This is a genomic window from Ruegeria sp. AL1 (genome assembly GCF_056540905.1).
This window is the reverse complement of record NZ_JBQFXP010000013.1, coordinates 108,047-122,644: the sequence shown is the minus strand read 5'-3', so window position 1 is coordinate 122,644 and position 14,598 is coordinate 108,047. Positions and strand designations below refer to the sequence as shown.

Below are 14,598 nucleotides of genomic sequence, written 5' to 3'. Positions count from 1 at the left end.
CAGGTCACCTCAGCCGCAGGGCATTCAGGGATACGGTGATCGACGAGGTCGACATCGCCAGAGCCGCAATCAGAGGGGTCGCCAGACCGACCACCGCAAGCGGGACGGCAATCACGTTGTACACGGTGGCAATGCGGAAATTCTCGCGAATCCGTTTGGTCGCCTTCCGCGCCGTGTCACAGGCATCCGCGATGGGCGACAGGTCGCTGCCCAGCAACACAATATCGGAAGCCACCCGTGCCGCATCCAGCGCCGAGGCCGGAGAGATCGACACATGCGCCGCCGCAAGCGCAGCGGTATCGTTCAGCCCGTCGCCAACCATAAGAACATGATGCCCCTGATCGCTGAGCGCCTGCACGCGTTTGGCCTTGTCCTGCGGCAGGGCCTCGGCGATCCAGTTTGCGATCCCCAGCTTTTTGGCCAGCGCCTCAACCGCGCCCGGTGTATCGCCTGAGATCAGGAAGACTTGTTTTCCACTGTCGCGGAAGGCCTGAACGGCCTCGGCCGCGCCTGCGCGCAACGTATCCGAGAACAGGAAGGCGCGGGGTGCCTGGCCTGCAATGGACAGCCAGGCTGATGTCTGCGCACCGGGTTCGGCACCGGTCCACTCAGCGCGCCCCAGACGGACTGTTTGGTTTCGGTATGTCCCTTGCGTCCCATAGCCGGGAACCTCGGTGATGTCCTGCAGACGCGCCGGTTTGATCCCGGCCTCGCGTGCAGCTTTGGCAAGTGCAATCGACAGCGGGTGAGACGAGGATTCGGCCAAGGCCAAAGCCACCTCAAGATCCGCGCGGGAATGATCGCCCAGATTGGTCGGTTCGGGCGTGCCCGAAGTCAGCGTGCCGGTCTTGTCGAAGACAACGGTATCAACTTCGGCAAGACGTTCCAGTGCGGTGGAATGTTTGATCAGCATCCCCTTGCGGAACAAACGCCCCGAGGCCGCCGTGGTCACGGCGGGCACAGCCAGACCCAGCGCACAGGGGCAGGTGATGATCAGAACGGCGGCGGCAATATTCAGAGCGGTGCGGATATCGCCGGAATAGATGTACCAGCCCAGAAAGCTGAGGGCCGACAGGATATGCACGCCGGGCGCATACAGCTTGGCCGCCTTGTCCGCCAGCGACGTGTACCGCGACCGCCCCGATTCCGCGATGGCCACCAGATCGGCCATGCGGTGCAGCGACGTGTCCTCGCCCACTGCCGTTGCGCGGATGGTCAGCGGACCAGTCAGGTTGACCTCTCCGGCGCTGACTGTTTGCCCGGTTTCGGCGAACACAGGCAGAGTTTCACCGGTCAGCAGCGAGCGGTCCAGTTCCGATTGACCCGAAACAATCTCTCCGTCCACAGGCATGCGCCCACCGGGGCGCACGAGGATCATATCACCCACGTTCAGGGAAGAAACAGCAACCTCTTCCTCGAAACCATCCATGATCCGAATGGCGCGCGGCACTTCCAGGGCGGTTAACTCCTCGGCTGCAGAACGGGCCGCTGCGCGGGTGCGATAGTCCAGATAGCGCCCGGCCAACAGGAAGAAGGTCAGGGTCAGAGCAGCGTCAAAATAGGCGTGTTCGCCGCTAAGTGCGGTTTCCCACAAGGATGTCATCAGCGCCAGCAGGATCGCCAGCACAATCGGCACATCCATGTTCAGGCGACGGACGCGCAGCGCACTCCAGGCGTTGGTAAAGAAGGGCTGCGCGGAAAACGCGATCGCCGGAAGTGCAATTGCGGCGGATATCCAGTGGAACATATCGCGCGTTGCGTCTGATGCGCCGGACCAGACCGACACCGAAAGCAGCATCACATTCATCGAGGCAAAACCGGCCACCGCCAGCCTCATCAGCAGATCGCGGCCCGCCTTGTCGGATTGCGTTGCCGACAGCGCGCCGGGGTCCAGTTCATGGGCCTCGTAACCCGCGCGTTCCAGCACCGGAATCAGATCGGCGGCCCGCAGATCTGGCGCTCCTTTGATCATGGCGCGTTTGAGCGTCAGGTTGACCCGCGCATCCTCGACACCCGGTGAGGCATTCAGCTCTCGCTCGACCGTCGCGATACAGGCCGAGCAGTGAATGCCCGGCAGCGACAGCGCGATCTGCACATCCTGAGGGATCGGACGCACCGGTTCCGCCGGGGTTGCGATGCAACCGGGACAAGCCGCGGTGCCGGATGAAAGCTGCGCGGTCATTGCCTATCCCTTCACATAAAGCGGGATACGCTGGGCAAACTCGCTGCCGTCCCTGTCCTTGGCCAGCAACCGGATGTTCCAGTTGCCCTTGCCCAGCGCAGCAGGTGCGGCATAGGCCAGACCATCAAAGGTAAAATCAGGGGAAAAATCGTCTTTCACATGGGTCGCGCGGCCAACAATAGCCTGCAGTTCGGCCACTTGCACAGGCGATCCCGTCTGATCGGTGATGTGCAGGATCAGCAACCCGCCCGAAAGCTCTGCCCGGATATCCCAGCCCAGCGACTGTTGTTCCTTCAAACGCTCGTTGAACTCCTGACTGGCCACGTAGGAGTTTTTGACCTCCAGCCCAGGGAAGGTTTTCACCGCGCTGTAGGCCAGCACCAGATTCACGCCGATAATAACACCGAAGGCCGCGACAAAGACCGCCAGAGCATGTTTGCCTGTGAATTGACGTTCTGCCATGGTCAGTTCCCCCGTCCGTTAAACGTGGTGTCCTTGTAGGCTCGCTCGCCATTGTTCAGGTCTTCGACCCAGATGCGCAGGGGTGTGACGTCCGCGCCAGCAGGGCCGGTATCGCCCTCTGCAGTGATATAGACACGTGTCAATTGTGCCGTATCTGCGGCCACATTGACAGTCTCACCTTCGAGCCCTTCAATTTCGATCTGCAACGCGGGATCACCGGTCAGTGTCAGTTTAAAGGGCCGCTCCTCGCCGTGCTTGTTGCGCAGGCGTACATCGTAGGTGTTGCGGATCGTTCCATCAGACAGGGTCACGAATGTCGGGTTGCGCACCGGCGCAACGGTCAGATCGATATCCGAGCGTATGAACAGCGCGAACAGCAAGGCAAACCCGACCAGCGACCACAGCGCGGTATACATGATGGTGCGCGGCCGCAGGATGTGTTTCCAGACATTCTTGGGCGGATGTCCTTCGCGTTCGAGGGTTTCATCACTCAGCGCCATGTAGTCAATCAGTCCGCGAGGCTTACCGATCTTGGCCATCATATCGTCACAGGCGTCGATACAAAGCGCGCATGTGATGCATTCCAGTTGCTGGCCGTCCCGGATGTCGATGCCCACGGGGCAAACGTTCACGCAGGCCATGCAGTCGATACAATCGCCCAGATCACTGTCTGCCGTCCGTTTGCCCTTGCCACGCGGCTCGCCGCGCCATTCACGGTAGCCGACGACCAGAGTGTCCTCGTCCATCATCGCGGCCTGGATGCGCGGCCAGGGGCAGGCATAGATACAGATCTGTTCGCGGGCAAAGCCGCCGAACAGGAAGGTGGTGCCGGTCAGGATCAACATGGTCGTATAGGCAACCGGATGTGCATTGCCGGTCACCAGTTCGCGCAACAGCGTCGGCGCGTCAGCGAAATAAAACACCCAGGCACCGCCGGTCGCCAGACCGATCAGAAACCAGACCACCCATTTCGTTATCCGCAGCCGGGCTTTGCGCAAATCCAGCTTCTGCTGCCGATGCAGACGCAGGCGTGCGTTGCGGTCGCCCTCGATCCAGCGTTCGACCAGAATATACAGATCGGTCCAGACCGTTTGCGGACAGGCATAGCCGCACCAGACACGTCCAAGCGCCGAGGTAAACAGGAACAGGCCCAACCCGGCCATGATCAACAGGCCGGCAACAAAATAGAACTCGTGCGGCCAGATTTCGATCCAGAAGAAGTAAAAGCGCCGGTTTGCCAGATCCAGCAGAACCGCTTGATCAGGCAGGCTGGGACCGCGATCCCATCTGATCCAGGGCGTGACGTAGTAGATGCCCAGCGTCACCGCCATGATGATCCACTTCAGATTTCTGAACGGACCGGACACACGTCTGGGAAAAATCGGTTCCCTTGCTGCGTATAAACTGGGGGCGGGGTCGGAATCGCTCACGGGCTGGCTCCAGATCTGGCTTTTCTGAGTGTGTGTTGTTCCAGATCACAAGCCCAGAGACTTTGACATGGGTCAAAACGCGCATCGTACAGACATCTTTTCTCAACCTGCGCGTGCCAGCCTTTTCAACCAACCTACAAATGCCCGAACCGAGGGTCTGAGGGGCGTTTTTGCGGTAACAATGTGGTATCCGCGCGTGTCCGGCTCGGCATACAGCTCGATGATCCGGCCCGCCTTGATATCAGGCTCGACGAAATGTCGCACGGTAACCGTGACACCTTGCCCTGCCCGCAATCCATCCAGCACCAGATTGCCCGGCAATTCCGTACGCCCGGCCCCTCGCGCGGGACCTGCATCATGCTGCGCCAGCCAAGTGGTTGCCTCGGTTGTTCCGATCTCTTCCAGCCACGGCAATTGCGCCAGTTCGGTCGGAGTCCAATCCGTCTTGCCCCCCAGCAGCTGCGGCGCAGCGACGATCACCATTGGCGTTTGCAGCAACATATCGACATCGACACCCGTCCACCGGCCTGCACCATATCGGATTGCGACATCCACGCCGCCCGGTCGCAAATCTACCACCTCGGGTGACGGATCCAGAACCAGATCAATTTCCGGGTGCGCAGCACGAAACATCGGCAAACGTGGCATTAGCCAGGACGCGGCAAAAGACGGCGTCAGAGAAACATGTACGGGTCGTTCGACCCCGGATCGAGAGATATCGCGAACCGCAGATTCAATCGCACCAAAACCCAGATGCAGGGCGCGGGCCAGATGCTCTCCGTCGGTGGTCAGGGTCAACGCCTTCCCCGAACGATCCAGCAGCGCGACACCAAGGTGCTTTTCCAATGCGCGCAGCTGCTGACTGATGGCAGCGTGGCTGACATTCAGCGCCGCACCGGCCTCGACCACATTGCGCTTTTCGGCAAAGGCGGAAAAAGCGCGCAGCGCAGTCAGAGGTGGCAGGTTAATCCAGTCCATATGTAATTCACGCTTACACAAAGGAATAGTTATTGAGTCGCATTTCGCGGCCCGAACGTCAATCCTCTAGGCAGAAACACCATCATACAGGAGGCACACCATGCTGACCGTTTTTGCCCGATCTTTCATGACCGCCACACGGATTGATACGCCGCATATTCGCGACATCCAGAAACCAGACAGCCGCAAAAGACGCTGGTTGCCCGAGGGCCATTGGTGGAAGGAACATCCGCGCGCCGGTGATCTGGACAATCTTTGAACGTGGACGATGCGCGGGTTCTGGACCGCGGCACATCCTTACAAATCTTTTGGTAAATTCGGCACCGGCCGTTCTGGAAACGCGCGAACAGATGGAACAGCCGGTGCCTCAGCCTTCGGGCGGTTGACCGCCCGGAGGTGTTCTTTTCAGACCTTACTGACCGCCACCCAACTGGTGGACATAAGCGGTCACGGCGCGAATTTGCGCCTCGGTCAGACGATTTTCCCATGCGGGCATGACGCCGAAGCGGCTGTTGGTGACCGTCTCGGTCAGAGCCTCTTCGCTGCCACCATAGAGCCAGATCGCGTCGGTCAGGTTCGGCGCACCCTGAAACACGTCGCCCGTTCCGTCCTCGCCATGGCAGGCCGCGCAGTTGTCTTCGAAAACAACTTTGCCAGCTTCGGCCACCGCATCATCGGTCTGTGCGTTGGTCAGGGACATGACATACTGGACGACTTGCGTGATTTCGTCATGTTCGAGGATTTCGCCAAAGGCCGGCATCTCGGAATAACGCGCATCGTCGCTGTCCTCGTTGCGGATGCCATAGGCGACCGAATACTCGATATCCTCAAGCGATCCGCCCCACAACCAAGCGTCGTCCAGCAGGTTCGGGAAACCCGGAGCCCCCTGCGCACCCGAACCGTGGCATTGTGCGCACCAGGTGCGGAACACCGCGCTGCCTGCGTTGACGGCGTATTGCTGCAACTCGGCATCGGCTGCGACCTCTTCCAGCGGCGTTTCCACCAGCTTGGCGTTCAGGGGCGCATTGGCTTCCTGAAATGCCACCAGATCCTGCTGCACTTCGGCACGCGAAGACCAGCCGGTCACACCTGCGGTCGCGGACTGAACCAATGGCCATGCGGGATACATGATGGTGTAGATCACGCCCCAGAAGATCGTGGCGTAGAAGGTCCACAGCCACCAGCGCGGCATCGGGTTGTCGAACTCTTCCAGACCGTCCCAGCTGTGGCCGGTTGTCTTGGGATCGCCCGGCAGTTTTTCGGGTGTCTTGCTCATGGCCGCGCCTCCTTGGATTCGGCGGGTTTATCTTGATGCCGGAACGGGATGTTGGCGGTGTCTTTGTATTCCTTGCTGGCACCGGGGCGGAAAACCCAGATCACGATGCCGATGAAGAAGGTAAAGAGCAGCAGCAGCATCCAACTGTCCGCGAACTGTCGAAGAAGTGTGTAAAGTTCCATCTCACCCTCCCTCAGCGGCTTGCATCCGGGGTGAAGGTCGAGAAGTCGACCAACGTGCCCAGCATCTGCAGATAAGCGATCAGCGCGTCCGCTTCGGTCAGATCGGACTGACCGTCGAAGTTGCGTACGTTGACCTTGTCACCATAGCGTTCCAGCAGACCGTCATAATCGCTGTCCGGATCGGCCTGCGCGCGGAAGTCGGCCTCGGCATTGGCCAGCATCTCTTCGCTGTAGGGCGTGCCCACAACCGCGTTGGCCTTCATGATGTCGCCGATATATTTGCCGCTCAGCTTACGGTTTTCGAGGAAGCCATATTTTGGCATCACCGATTCCGGCACCACCGATTGCGCGTCGCGCAAGTGGCGTACATGCCAGTCATCCGAATAGCGGCCACCGACGCGGGCCAGATCAGGCCCGGTCCGCTTGGACCCCCACTGGAACGGGTGGTCATACATCGATTCAGCCGCCAGCGAGTAGTGGCCATAGCGTTCGACCTCATCCCGCATCGGGCGGATCATCTGGCTGTGGCAGACATAGCAGCCTTCGCGCAGATAAATCTCACGCCCCGCCATCTCCAAGGGGGTGTAAGGGCGCATGCCCTCCACCTTCTCGATGGTGTTCTCAAGATAGAACAGCGGGGTGATCTGAACGATGCCACCGATGGTTACGACCAAAAAGCTGAATACCAGCAGGAGGGTCGCGTTGGTCTCGAGGATTTTATGTTTGTCGAGAATTGCCATTGCTCCGGCCCTCCTTATTCAGCCGGGACCGCGACGGTCAGGCTGGCCTCTTTGGCCGGCGCTTTCCGCACAGTCATCCACAGGTTGTAGCACATGATGACCGAGCCAGCGACGAACATCACGCCACCCAGAGCACGCACCACATACATCGGGAACTTGGCCGCCACGGTGTCGGCGAACGAGTTCACCAGGAAGCCGTTGGCATCCACTTCGCGCCACATTAGGCCTTCCATGATACCGGTGACCCACATCGACGCGGCGTAAAGCACGATGCCGATGGTGGCGAGCCAGAAGTGCCAGCTGACCAGTTGCAGCGAGTACAGACGCTCGCGCTTCCACAGCACAGGCACCAGGAAATACAGCGCACCAAAGGTGATCATACCGTTCCAGCCCAGAGCGCCCGAGTGCACGTGACCGATGGTCCAGTCAGTGTAGTGGCTCAAGGAGTTCACGGCGCGGATCGACATCATCGGACCTTCAAAGGTGGACATGCCGTAGAAGCCGACCGAGATCACCATCATCCGGATCACCGGGTCGGTGCGCAGCTTGTCCCATGCGCCCGACAGGGTCATCAGACCGTTGATCATACCACCCCACGAAGGCATCCACAGCACGACCGAGAACACCATACCCAGCGTCGAGGCCCAGTCTGGCAGCGCGGTGTAGTGCAGGTGGTGCGGACCAGCCCAGATATACAGGAAGATCAGCGCCCAGAAGTGGATGATCGACAGCTTATAGCTGAAGACCGGACGCTCGGCCTGTTTCGGGATGAAGTAGTACATCATGCCCAGGAAACCGGCAGTCAGGAAGAAGCCCACAGCGTTGTGGCCGTACCACCACTGAATCATGGCGTCTTGAACGCCCGACCAGACGATAACCGATTTCGACCCCCAGATGCTGACCGGGATGGTCAGGTTGTTGACCACATGCAGCATCGCAACGGTGACGATAAAGGCCAGATAGAACCAGTTTGCCACGTAGATGTGCGGTTCTTTCCGTTTGACCACGGTGCCCAGGAACACGGCCAGATACGCGACCCAGACGATGGTCAGCCACAGGTCAACATACCATTCAGGTTCCGCGTATTCCTTGGATTGTGTACCACCCAGAACATAGCCGGTCGCGGCCAGGACGATGAACAGCTGATAGCCCCAGAACACGAACCACGCGAGGTTGCCACCCCACAGGCGCGCGGCGCTGGTGCGTTGCACGACGTAGAAGGACGTTGCCAGCAGCGCGTTACCGCCAAAGGCAAAAATCACCGCCGAAGTGTGCAGCGGACGCAAACGGCCAAAGTTCAGATAGCCCTGAGCCCATTCAAAGTTCAGCACCGGAAAGGCCAATTGGAACGCAATAAAGGTCCCTGCCAGGAACCCAACGACACCCCAAAAGGCGGTTGCGATCACCCCGTAACGGATCACGCCATCCATGTACTCGCCTGAACGATCTACAAGAATATCTGGCTCATCTGTGTTTCTCAGCGTCCAGATGAACAATCCGATAGCGATCAACATCACCAGAATTGCATGCACCTGATACGCCAAATCGCGTGCATAATTGGTTCCGATCGCTGCAAAAATCGCGATCAGACCAAGCACGATCAGCTTGATGTAATTTGACATATTGCGTCCCTTTGCCATGCCCCGCGTGATTCTTCGGTCGTGCAGAGCCCTTTTGACTGAATGCTGTAATGCAGAAACGGCGGGTTTGCTGCTTTGATCTGTGTCAAGACAAGGCGCTGTTTTCTGTGACAGGTATCTTAGGTGAACACGCGCGCGGATCACGCAGCGGCGTGCAATGGAATGAGGGCGACATGGCGTATAAATCTCTTCTCACGGTCATGACCGAAACCGAGCTGTCCAAGGCGGCCCTTGCTCAGCTTGTAACGCTTGCCAACGCGCAGGATGCCCATGCCGAGGCCTTGTGCCTGGGCGTTGATCGCAGCCAGACCGGGTATTATTACGCCGGAGCCAACGCACTGATCCTGCAGGAAACGCTGAGCCGGGCGAATGCCGAAGCCGAAGAGGTGCTGGCTTTTGCAAAAGATTATCTGGGCAAATCGGACATACGCTGGTCGGCCGAGAATGGTGTGGCGCAAATCGCTGACCTCAGCCGCCACGTCGCCCGGCGGGCGCGGTTCTCGGATCTGGTAGTGCTGCCCCTGCCCTATGGCAAGGATCGAGAGGCCGAAGCTGAGCCGATTGTCGAGGCTGCGATGTTCGAGGGCCACGCGCCGGTTCTTCTGGTTCCCGATGACGCCCGCCCTATCTCGCGCCCCAGTACTGTCATCATCGGCTGGAACGAAAGCATCGAGGCCATGCGTGCCATCCGTTGCGCCCTGCCCTTCCTGAAACAGGCCGATCTGGCGCGGATCGTCGTCATCGATCCGCCCCGGCATGGCCCGGATCGCTCGGACCCGGGTGGGATGTTGTCGCAAATGCTGGCGCGCCATGGCGTCAAATGCGAGATTGACGTGCTTAGCAAGACGATGACCCGTGTATCGGACATCCTCAACCGTCACGCCGCGGATACCGAGGCGGATATGATCGTCATGGGGGCGTATGGGCATTCGCGCTTCCGCGAGGCCATTCTGGGCGGTGCGACACGCAACATGCTGGAACAATCCGCCGTGCCCGTCTTTCTGGCTCATTAAACGGCGGGCATGAAAGTGAAACAGCTGCCCTGTGGTCAGGGCGGCTGGGTTCGTTTAGCCCCTGCGCACCAAGCCGATCACAAACAACAGGATCACCGCACCGATCGTGGCGAAAAGGACTGAAGAAAAGAAGCCACCTCCGACGGAAAAGCCCAAGGCGGGAAAGATTGTACCGGCCAGAAATGCGCCGACAACACCGACGATGATGTTGCCGATCAGACCGAAGCCGCGCCCTTCCATGATGCGCCCGGACAGCCACCCGGCAATCGCGCCGATGAAAAGCATCGCCAAAACGCTGCTGAATACCATGCTACACTCCTGATCACATTGGGCTTGCGCGGATCAGATCAGGTCTCAGACCAGAAATCCACCGTCTGTGTCGTCGCCGGCCTCTTCCATCAGGCGCCCCATATCCGGGATTGTGACGTGGCGCTTGCCTTCCAGAGCGATGACCTGATCTTTTTTCAAGGCTGAAATCTGGCGGCTGACTGTTTCAAGCGTCAGACCCAGGTAATCGGCCATCGCCTCGCGGGTCAGAGGCAGGTCAAACACAATGGGGCCGGACATGCCGGACTTGGCGATTGACGCATCACGACGCGCGATGATCGACAGCAGGCTGGCGATTTTCTCACGTGCAGTTTTGCGACCCAGAACCAGCATCCATTCACGCGCCGCATCCAGTTCATCCAGCGTCATTTCAAGCAGGCGCTGCGCGATATGCGGCGTACTCATCATCAGCTCTTCGAACGGCTTCTTGCGGAAACAGCACATGACCAGATCAGTGGTCGCAATCACGTCATAAGGCGCAGAATCGCGCCCCGGACGGCCCACAAAATCGCTGGGCAGCAACAGCCCTACCATCTGCGTGCGGCCATCTTCCATCGTTTGCGTCAACGAGGCGATTCCGGATACGACAGAGCCGACAAAATTCATCGGATCACCAGACCAGATGACAGTCTGACCAGCTTCGAAGCTGCGATAATATTTAATGCCTTCAAGCTCTTCCAGCTCGTCAGCATCGCAATGCGCACATACTGCCCGATGTCTGATCGGACAGTCGCCGCAGTTGCCATGCTCCAGTAAAGCTTTCAAGTTCATTCGCGCGTCCACTTGATCTCGGTCAAAGAACAGACCCATTCCCTGTTATAGCCGTAGCGCTATGACAATCAAACCACAATTGGCGCGGCTTGGACTTTTTGACGCGAAGGTTCCGCGTTATACAAGCTATCCAACCGCCCCCCATTTCAGCAACGATGTGGGCCCCGACCTGTTTGGAAACTGGATATCCGGAATCACTCCCGGAAGCTCCATTTCGCTTTATGTCCACGTTCCTTTCTGCCGCAGGCTGTGCTGGTTCTGCGCCTGCCGCACACAGGGCACGCAGACCGACAATCCGGTGGTTGCCTATGTGGATGTGCTTAAGGCCGAGCTGGACCTGCTGGCGGCGCGCCTGCCCGAAGGCGTGACGCTGTCGCGTCTGCATTGGGGCGGCGGCACGCCAACGCTGCTGAATCCCGATCTGATGCGCGATTTGGCCGCGTGCATCCTCGACGTGGTGCCGCTGGGCCCGGATGCCGAGTTCTCGGTCGAAATTGATCCGAATGAGATCGATGAGGCCCGTCTTGATGCGCTTGCAGAAGCCGGAATGAACCGCGCTTCGATCGGAGTTCAGGATTTCGATGATGAAATCCAGAAAGTCATCGGTCGCATTCAGGGATATGACGTCACTCGCAAGGCCGTGGACATGATCCGCGCCCGCGGCATCACCAGCCTGAATGCCGACATCCTTTACGGTCTGCCACATCAGACCAAGGCGCGCATGACGGAAAGTGTGCAAAAGTTGTTGTCGCTGACACCGGATCGCGTGGCACTGTACGGCTATGCCCATGTGCCATGGATGGCAAAACGGCAGCAGATGATCCCGTCAGACGCCCTTCCAACGCCGGAACAACGGTTGGAGCTGTTCGAAACGGCGCGACGCCTGTTCCTGTGGGATAAATACGCAGAAATCGGCATTGACCACTTCGCCACGCAGGAAGACGGCCTGACACGGGCGCTGCAGGCCGGACAGCTCAAGCGGAATTTTCAGGGCTATACTGACGATCAGGCAGACGTTCTGGTCGGTCTGGGCGCAAGCTCGATCTCTCGGTTTCCACAGGGCTACGCGCAGAACGCGTCAGCTACGTCCGCGTATACCAAATCCATTCGCGATGGTCAGTTCTCGACGGCACGCGGACATCTGTTCAAAGGGCAGGACATTCTGCGTTCACGCCTGATCGAGGCCTTGATGTGCGATTTCCAGATCGACACCGCCGAGATTCTGAGAGACCACGACATCTCGGCCAGCGAGTTGCAGCAGATGTATCTTTCGGCCAATGCGGCGTTCGAGAACCTGCTGAACATCACCGACAAGGGCCTGTTCATCCCGCCCGAAGCCCGCGCACTGACCCGTATGATCGCCCGCAGCTTTGACACCTATGACCTAAGCAAGGCGGGGCACAGCTCGGCAATATGACCTATTTGAACCGGTCGGCCACTCGACCGGTTCACCTCAAACCTGCATGAGGGGCTTGACGCCCGCCTCTGATATTCTCCACACTTGAGCGGTGGAGAGCCGCATCTCTCCGCCGCCCGAGGCAGGCCGAGTACCAGACAGACCGTGCCGACGCATCCGCGTTCGACAACCCCTTTCGTGCAGCCAAATTGCAACTGAAAGAGGGACAGCACCCATGCGCGTTTTCACCGTCCTCGGCCCCAGCCAATCGGGCAAAACAACCCTGGTCGAGGCCATCAGCCGCCTCGACGCCCGGCCGACAACATTTGATGTGTCCGGAACCGTGCATTTGCACGGTTTTTCTTATTTGGACGAACCGTGGTGCGCCATTGATGTGGACGGGGGCGGCGACAATCTGGCCTATGTCGGCCCTGCCATGGCCATATCTGACGCGGCTGTGGTGGTTGTACCCCCGGACCCGGATGCCGCCGTTCTGTGCGCGCCTTATCTGCGGCTGGTGGAAGAGGCTGGCATCCCCTGTTTCCTGTTCATCAATCGCATGGACAATCCCAACGGACGTATCCGCGACATCATCTCGGCGCTGCAGACCTATTGCACTCATCACATCGCGCTGCGGCAGGTTCCCATCCGCGAAGGCGACACGATCATCGGCGCGGTCGATCTTATCTCGGAGCGGGCGTGGAAGTATCAGGAAGGGCAGCCCTCGGCCCTGATCGAACTGCCGCAATCGGTCGAAGATCGCGAACAAGAAGCACGCACCGAGTTGCTGGAGACCCTGTCGGATTTCGACGATCATCTGCTGGAGCAACTGATCGAAGACAAGCAGCCCCCCAGCGCCGAGGTCTATGATCTGGCGGCGCAAGTCCTGCAGAACCACCAGCTGATCCCGGCCTGTCTTGGGGCCGCCAGCCATGGCAACGGCCTGACCCGGCTGATGAAAGCCCTGCGCCACGAAGCGCCCGAGTTCGACATCGCCGCCGGGCGTGACGAGGCCGCCGAAAACGCGCGTGCCATTGCCGGTTTTGCGGATGTGAAGAAGCATATCGGCAAGATCACCGTCCTGCGCGGTCTGGGCGAGGGTGTCAAAGCCCACGCTGATCTGGGTGGCGAGACGGTCGGCAATCTGACCACGCTGGACGCCAAGACGCAGATTGGCGCGCTGGAAGCCGGGCAGATTGGGCTGGCGGTGAAATCCGACCACCTCAATCCCGGCAACCTCTATGACAGCAGCACGGCGACGCCGCTGCCGGAATGGGCGTCTTCGCACCCGGCAGCGCACCGGCAGGTGGTGATGCCGGCGCATGAACGCGATGACGTGCGCCTGTCAAACGCGCTGTCCCGTCTGGTCGAGATCGACCCGGGCCTGCATCTGGAGCAGGATGAACTCAGCGGTCACGCGGTGCTGGGCTCGCAAGGCCCGCAGCATATGCGCCGGGTCGCCGCGAAACTGGCCGAGGATTTCGGGATCGAGATCGCCACCGACGCGGTCGAAACCGCCTATCGTGAAACCATCCGCGCGCCGATCGAGCACCGCCATAGGCACCGCAAGCAATCGGGCGGTGCGGGACAATTCGCGGATGTGGTGATCACAATCGCTCCGATGCCACGCGGGTCGGGCTTTCAGTTCGAAGAAATCGTCAAGGGCGGCGCGGTGCCCCGCAACTATATCCCGTCGGTTGAACACGGTGCCAAGGACGCGCTGGAGCAAGGCCCCGAAGGCTTTCCGGTGGTCGATGTCAAAGTCACTTTAAGTGATGGCAAGCACCACAATGTCGACAGCTCGGACTATGCATTCCGCACCGCAGGCAAGAACGCGGTGCGCGAGGCGCTGCCGCAGGCGAAACCCGTTGTCCTGCAGCCGATTCTCAATGCCGAGATCCACTTGCCCTCGGATTTCGTGGGCGATCTGGTGCCGACCATCAGCTCTCTGCAAGGGCAGGTACTGGGTTTCGAAGGCAATCCCAACGCCTCGGGATGGGAGATTTTCAACGCCCAACTGCCCGCTGTCGCCGAAGACGAGTTACACCGGACCCTGGCCAGCGCAACACGCGGCACCGGCTGGGTCAAGTTGAGCTTTGATCATTACGAAGAATTGCGCGGGCCTGTGCCAAATGCCCAGAACAAAGAAAAACTGGCGCATTCGCACTGACCTGATCCGTAATCCTGGGCCCCGGGCATTC

14 protein-coding genes are annotated in these 14,598 nt (G+C 59.6%); 4 read left to right on the top strand and 10 right to left on the bottom strand.

Annotated features, from left to right (window positions below; genetic code table 11):
- Nucleotides 1-4: 4 nt before the first annotated feature.
- The 4 genes from ACRZ9X_RS19620 to ACRZ9X_RS19605 form a co-directional block, all read right to left on the bottom strand.
- Nucleotides 5-2,182 carry a heavy metal translocating P-type ATPase gene (locus tag ACRZ9X_RS19620; protein WP_480521768.1) on the bottom strand — a complete coding sequence of 726 codons (2,178 nt, stop codon included), beginning with the start codon at nucleotides 2,180-2,182 and terminating at the stop codon, nucleotides 5-7.
- Nucleotides 2,183-2,185: 3 nt separating this feature from the next.
- Nucleotides 2,186-2,644: a FixH family protein gene (locus tag ACRZ9X_RS19615; protein WP_480521767.1), complete on the bottom strand. Its 459-nt coding sequence runs from the start codon at nucleotides 2,642-2,644 to the stop codon at nucleotides 2,186-2,188.
- Nucleotides 2,645-2,646: 2 nt separating this feature from the next.
- Entirely contained in the window at nucleotides 2,647-4,074 is a 1,428-nt protein-coding gene (ccoG, locus tag ACRZ9X_RS19610) for a cytochrome c oxidase accessory protein CcoG (protein WP_480521766.1), read from the bottom strand.
- Between the two features lie 102 nt (nucleotides 4,075-4,176).
- Nucleotides 4,177-5,052 carry a LysR family transcriptional regulator gene (locus ACRZ9X_RS19605; RefSeq protein ID WP_480521765.1) on the bottom strand — a complete coding sequence of 292 codons (876 nt, stop codon included), beginning with the start codon at nucleotides 5,050-5,052 and terminating at the stop codon, nucleotides 4,177-4,179.
- Between the two features lie 100 nt (nucleotides 5,053-5,152).
- Between ACRZ9X_RS19605 and ACRZ9X_RS19600 the strand changes: the two genes are divergently transcribed.
- Nucleotides 5,153-5,311, top strand: a complete 159-nt coding sequence (locus ACRZ9X_RS19600; protein WP_480521764.1) for a hypothetical protein — start codon at nucleotides 5,153-5,155, stop codon at nucleotides 5,309-5,311.
- Nucleotides 5,312-5,464: 153 nt separating this feature from the next.
- Here ACRZ9X_RS19600 and ccoP read toward each other — a convergent pair whose 3' ends face one another.
- Genes ccoP through ccoN form a run of 4 tightly spaced genes read right to left on the bottom strand, consistent with a single transcriptional unit; the run spans nucleotide 5,465 to nucleotide 8,872 of the window.
- Complete coding sequence (ccoP, locus tag ACRZ9X_RS19595) at nucleotides 5,465-6,328, bottom strand: cytochrome-c oxidase, cbb3-type subunit III (RefSeq protein ID WP_480521763.1); 864 nt, start codon at nucleotides 6,326-6,328, stop codon at nucleotides 5,465-5,467.
- Complete coding sequence (locus ACRZ9X_RS19590; RefSeq protein WP_170656127.1) at nucleotides 6,325-6,510, bottom strand: cbb3-type cytochrome c oxidase subunit 3; 186 nt, start codon at nucleotides 6,508-6,510, stop codon at nucleotides 6,325-6,327. The genes ccoP and ACRZ9X_RS19590 overlap by 4 nt, the downstream gene beginning before the upstream one ends.
- Nucleotides 6,511-6,521: 11 nt before the next feature.
- Complete coding sequence (ccoO, locus tag ACRZ9X_RS19585; RefSeq protein ID WP_480521762.1) at nucleotides 6,522-7,250, bottom strand: cytochrome-c oxidase, cbb3-type subunit II; 729 nt, start codon at nucleotides 7,248-7,250, stop codon at nucleotides 6,522-6,524.
- Between the two features lie 14 nt (nucleotides 7,251-7,264).
- Nucleotides 7,265-8,872 carry a cytochrome-c oxidase, cbb3-type subunit I gene (ccoN, locus tag ACRZ9X_RS19580; protein WP_480521761.1) on the bottom strand — a complete coding sequence of 536 codons (1,608 nt, stop codon included), beginning with the start codon at nucleotides 8,870-8,872 and terminating at the stop codon, nucleotides 7,265-7,267.
- 191 nt (nucleotides 8,873-9,063) lie between these two features.
- Between ccoN and ACRZ9X_RS19575 the strand changes: the two genes are divergently transcribed.
- On the top strand, nucleotides 9,064-9,903 hold the full coding sequence (locus ACRZ9X_RS19575; RefSeq protein ID WP_480521760.1) for a universal stress protein: 840 nt from the start codon (nucleotides 9,064-9,066) through the stop codon (nucleotides 9,901-9,903).
- Nucleotides 9,904-9,957: 54 nt separating this feature from the next.
- Here ACRZ9X_RS19575 and ACRZ9X_RS19570 read toward each other — a convergent pair whose 3' ends face one another.
- Both ACRZ9X_RS19570 and fnrL read right to left on the bottom strand, forming a co-directional pair.
- Complete coding sequence (locus tag ACRZ9X_RS19570; RefSeq protein WP_480521759.1) at nucleotides 9,958-10,212, bottom strand: GlsB/YeaQ/YmgE family stress response membrane protein; 255 nt, start codon at nucleotides 10,210-10,212, stop codon at nucleotides 9,958-9,960.
- Between the two features lie 45 nt (nucleotides 10,213-10,257).
- A complete protein-coding gene (gene fnrL / locus ACRZ9X_RS19565) occupies nucleotides 10,258-11,001 on the bottom strand; it encodes a transcriptional regulator FnrL (protein WP_480521758.1) in 744 nt (247 codons plus the stop codon).
- 61 nt (nucleotides 11,002-11,062) lie between these two features.
- On the opposite strand from fnrL, the gene hemN reads away from it, so the two are divergent.
- Together hemN and ACRZ9X_RS19555 are read left to right on the top strand one after the other, a co-directional pair.
- Nucleotides 11,063-12,418, top strand: a complete 1,356-nt coding sequence (gene hemN, locus ACRZ9X_RS19560; protein WP_480521757.1) for an oxygen-independent coproporphyrinogen III oxidase — start codon at nucleotides 11,063-11,065, stop codon at nucleotides 12,416-12,418.
- A gap of 214 nt (nucleotides 12,419-12,632) precedes the next feature.
- A complete protein-coding gene (locus ACRZ9X_RS19555; protein ID WP_480521756.1) occupies nucleotides 12,633-14,567 on the top strand; it encodes an elongation factor G in 1,935 nt (644 codons plus the stop codon).
- The last annotated feature ends 31 nt before the right edge of the window (nucleotides 14,568-14,598 follow it).

Bases quoted from the DNA above. Each gene is read 5' to 3' on its own strand.
- ACRZ9X_RS19570 (WP_480521759.1), bottom strand. From the start codon at position 10,212: ATGGTATTCAGCAGCGTTTTGGCGATGCTTTTCATCGGCGCGATTGCC.
- ACRZ9X_RS19575 (WP_480521760.1), top strand. From the start codon at position 9,064: ATGGCGTATAAATCTCTTCTCACGGTCATGACCGAAACCGAGCTGTCC.
- hemN (WP_480521757.1), top strand. From the start codon at position 11,063: ATGACAATCAAACCACAATTGGCGCGGCTTGGACTTTTTGACGCGAAG.
- ACRZ9X_RS19590 (WP_170656127.1), bottom strand. From the start codon at position 6,510: ATGGAACTTTACACACTTCTTCGACAGTTCGCGGACAGTTGGATGCTG.
- ACRZ9X_RS19555 (WP_480521756.1), top strand. From the start codon at position 12,633: ATGCGCGTTTTCACCGTCCTCGGCCCCAGCCAATCGGGCAAAACAACC.
- ACRZ9X_RS19605 (WP_480521765.1), bottom strand. From the start codon at position 5,052: ATGGACTGGATTAACCTGCCACCTCTGACTGCGCTGCGCGCTTTTTCC.
- ACRZ9X_RS19615 (WP_480521767.1), bottom strand. From the start codon at position 2,644: ATGGCAGAACGTCAATTCACAGGCAAACATGCTCTGGCGGTCTTTGTC.
- ACRZ9X_RS19600 (WP_480521764.1), top strand. From the start codon at position 5,153: ATGCTGACCGTTTTTGCCCGATCTTTCATGACCGCCACACGGATTGAT.
- fnrL (WP_480521758.1), bottom strand. From the start codon at position 11,001: ATGAACTTGAAAGCTTTACTGGAGCATGGCAACTGCGGCGACTGTCCG.
- ccoN (WP_480521761.1), bottom strand. From the start codon at position 8,872: ATGTCAAATTACATCAAGCTGATCGTGCTTGGTCTGATCGCGATTTTT.
- ccoO (WP_480521762.1), bottom strand. From the start codon at position 7,250: ATGGCAATTCTCGACAAACATAAAATCCTCGAGACCAACGCGACCCTC.
- ACRZ9X_RS19620 (WP_480521768.1), bottom strand. From the start codon at position 2,182: ATGACCGCGCAGCTTTCATCCGGCACCGCGGCTTGTCCCGGTTGCATC.
- ccoP (WP_480521763.1), bottom strand. From the start codon at position 6,328: ATGAGCAAGACACCCGAAAAACTGCCGGGCGATCCCAAGACAACCGGC.